The sequence below is a fragment of the Exiguobacterium sp. S3 genome (assembly GCF_018617295.1).
GTDB lineage: Bacteria > Bacillota > Bacilli > Exiguobacteriales > Exiguobacteriaceae > Exiguobacterium > Exiguobacterium profundum.
This window is the reverse complement of record NZ_JACSJW010000015.1, coordinates 1-3,405: the sequence shown is the minus strand read 5'-3', so window position 1 is coordinate 3,405 and position 3,405 is coordinate 1. Positions and strand designations below refer to the sequence as shown.

Here is a 3,405-nt window from a genome sequence, read left to right as displayed (position 1 = left end):
TAATTTTTATAGTTTGGGCGATATGATCGTCCTATCTATATAGGCTTTCTAATTGCGTTTTATCCAAGTAAAAGCAAAAAAAAAAAAAAATCATGGACGTTGGGACGAAGTCCCGGCTATGCTTTTATGCCTTATATGTATTTGTTCGCGATTTGACGACAAAAAAATCAAAATGGCACAAAAAAGAGCCCGCTGCTCAATGCAGGGGCTTCTTTTTTGTCTTAAAATGCCTTGCAATCGCATTTTAAGATTCTTCTGATTCGCTATTCTCTTGTCCATTACTATCGTCATAGTAATTCAAGATTAAGCTCTTTTTATGCTCTGATCCTTTCATCATGATGAGTGGCGATACCTGCCAAACTCCATTCTGAACTTTTGTGATGAATTTGTGCTCTTGAAGTTTTTTCATGATTTTTGCGATTGTAGGTTCTGAAACGTTTGCGTCTTTAGCGATCTTCTTATAAGTCCCTACAAAAGTGTTGTTGGCTTGTTCTGTATTCCGAAGTATGTAGACGAGTACATCCATTTGCTTCGATTCAGCAAGTCCAAGAATGTGAAGAAAATCCATCAAGTAGACTTTCCAAAATTGCTGTTGTCCATATGCTCTTTTGGTAATTTGTTCTGCTTGAATTTTTTCTCCAGTTTCGACGTCAATATAAGTCTTTTGCTTAGTTCCTAGTAATGTTTGGGTATCAGAATGATACTGCATATTTTTATCCATGTTTTACCTCCTTTCTCTCAATTTACTTAATCATATGTTAAGTGAAAAAGAAAGTAAAGATTTATTTCCACTAACGTATCTTTAAGTGGGCACTAACGCCTAGTTAAGTAACTAAAAGTCCAAAAAACGTTGATATATAAGGGTTTATACTACTTTTTAATAAAAATAGCTCTCTTCTATAATCAAGGGCGCTTTTTAAAGCGCAAGGGACGGGTCGTATTTTCTTCGAAAATCTCCACCCTTTCACCCTTGCCCTTCAAAATTCCGGTCAGTTGGTGATTGGCACCGAGCCAAGCAACCAAACGATGGTGTTAAGGTGACGGCTCGGAATGAATATTGTACCGACCGGAATCGCTTGTTTGGTCGTTCGAGTGCGACTGATCTTGCAGCAGTCGTGACCGACAAGACCTGTGGGGGTCAACCCCCACATGCCCCCGCCCGATACCAGCCCCCAAACGATGGGAAGGGCCAAGTTCAAAAGCGGAAGTGCTTTAGAAGCCCTCAGAGCGATTCTGAGGGCTTGGACGGCGTGGAGCCGTCCTTGATTGAGCGGAGCAGGGGCAAACCCCTCAGAAGCGAAATATGGGCGTCTGAGGTGGGTCAACGGTAGCGGAACGAGCTTGCGAGTGAGCATAAGGAGTTGACGCACTGCACGATCCACCCTCATTTGGGTTTTGCCGTTCCCACGGCGAAACCTGCCCCCCGGCGAGGGAGCCCCTCGGGATCGAGGGGTTGGGGAGTCGAGTTCTTGACCTTGTGATGCAGGGCATCACCCGTCGCCAGACGGCAATCTTTACCCTCGGAGAGCGTACCTTTACGAAGTAAAGTATAGTACGCTATACTACACCTACAACACAACCGAAAAAGGAGACTCCCAAGCCTATGTCTAAACTCGTCTGTCGTATGGCAAAAGTGAAGAAAAATGATATTAGGGGCTATCAGATCCACAACCTAAGAGAACTCAAAAGCAACACGAATCCCGACATAGATCCGACCCGCTCCCATCTCAACAAGGACTTCATCAACGACCAACCGATCAACTTCAAGAAAAAATGGGAGAAACGCATTGAGGAAGGATACACCCTAAAACGTGCAATTCGGGATGATGCGACTCGATACAATGAATTCATCATCGGATCGGACAAGGAATTCTTCGATAAATTGGACCAAAGCGAGAAGGATCGATTCTTCAAGACTGCCACTGACTTCTTCACTGAACGATATGGGAAAGAGAACGTCCTGTACTCAATTGCCCATTATGACGAGTTGAGAGGTGCTGGCGCTCATGCTCATGTCGCTGTCGTGCCGTTGAAAGATGGAAAACTGACCGGCAAAGAAGTATTCGATCGCAAAGAACTTCGGTATTTGCAGGAAGAACTACCGAAAGCCCTTCAACGAGCAGGCTTCGATATTGAGCGTGGCCGTGAAGGTTCGAAGGCTCAACATATCGAGATGGCTACGCTGAAAATGACGGAAGCAGAGAAAGCCGCGAAGTTGGCGAAAGAAGAGACGATCTATGCTCAACAACATCTCGAATTGCTGAACGAAGAGATCGAGACGAAAACGGCTGCACTCGACAAGATCGAAGAGATTGAGAGTGTCGAGTACCAGGAGAAACGGACATGGTACGGCAAGAAGACGGATCAAGTGATCGTGGATCATGCCGACTTCGATCAGATCAAGCAGTTGGCTGAAGATCATGAAAAGCTGAAGACTGAACTCGTTCATGTGAATCAAGAGCATCGAAATCTCCAAGAGAAGTACGAGAACTTGGAGAAAGAGAAGGATCGGTACGCCGATCAGAGCCAGAAGTTGGGACTGGAACTCCATAATCACAAGACGGACGTGGAGCGGATCGTCAAACTCGAGACGAAGAGAGAACGAGACGCATTGATGGCGGAAGCGAAGGGTTTGGTCGAAAAAGCGAAGGATATAGCCAAGAAGAACATCGACAAAAGTCGACAAGAAGTACGGTCAATGGAATTTAAGGTCAAAGATGCTGACGAACGAGTGGATCACGTTTATGCCGTTCTTGACGACAAGAACAAGGAAATCGAGACGAAAGATCGGCAGATCAAGAAGCTGTCCGATGAACTGGAACTGCTGAAACAATCGTTCGAGAAATACAAATCCCAAACAAAAGGTCAGATCGAGAGAGCGATCAAAGAGACGACTAAATTCGTGAAGAGAGCCGTGATGAAGGCGAATCACGAGTGGATCAAGACGAATCTCGGTTCCAAAGCCACGGTGGATCATTCACTTGCTGACAAAGAGATTGGGCAGCGAAGTGAAGAAATTCAACATGAACTGATCCAGAAGGAACAGAATAGATTGGATCGTGATAACGGAATTGAACGATAAATCAAGATAAGGGGGGCAATAATGCCCCTCCTTTATTTTACTGCGACAGTAAGAATGAGCGTAAAGATGCCAATTAAAACAGCCATAGAACCAAAGAACACATTCACAAATAGATTAATCATTTCTGGTTTGGTCATTCGAACTCCCTCCTTTCAGCAGGTCTTAATTAAATAAAGCGTTGAAGTTCAAAGTTCACTCCAAATTGTTTATGGGTCGCTTCGAAGCGACATTTTTTAATTTTTATAGTTTGGGCGATATGATCGTCCTATCTATATAGGCTTTCTAATTGCGTTTTATCCAAGTAAAAGCAAAAAAAAAAAAAA

At 44.0% G+C, this 3,405-nt stretch carries 2 protein-coding genes; one reads left to right on the top strand and one right to left on the bottom strand.

Translation table 11 applies throughout. The annotated features are described in order from the left end of the window. Window positions 1-244: 244 nt before the first annotated feature. Complete coding sequence (locus KNO65_RS15550; protein ID WP_214785210.1) at window positions 245-721, bottom strand: replication/maintenance protein RepL; 477 nt, start codon at window positions 719-721, stop codon at window positions 245-247. 882 nt (window positions 722-1,603) lie between these two features. On the opposite strand from KNO65_RS15550, the gene mobV reads away from it, so the two are divergent. Further along, on the top strand, window positions 1,604-3,082 hold the full coding sequence (gene mobV, locus KNO65_RS15545) for a MobV family relaxase (RefSeq protein ID WP_214785208.1): 1,479 nt from the start codon (window positions 1,604-1,606) through the stop codon (window positions 3,080-3,082). Window positions 3,083-3,405 lie beyond the last annotated feature (323 nt).

Excerpts from the sequence above, each read along its gene's own strand:
- KNO65_RS15550 (WP_214785210.1), bottom strand. The coding sequence starts at position 721 with ATGGATAAAAATATGCAGTATCATTCTGATACCCAAACATTACTAGGA.
- mobV (WP_214785208.1), top strand. The coding sequence starts at position 1,604 with ATGTCTAAACTCGTCTGTCGTATGGCAAAAGTGAAGAAAAATGATATT.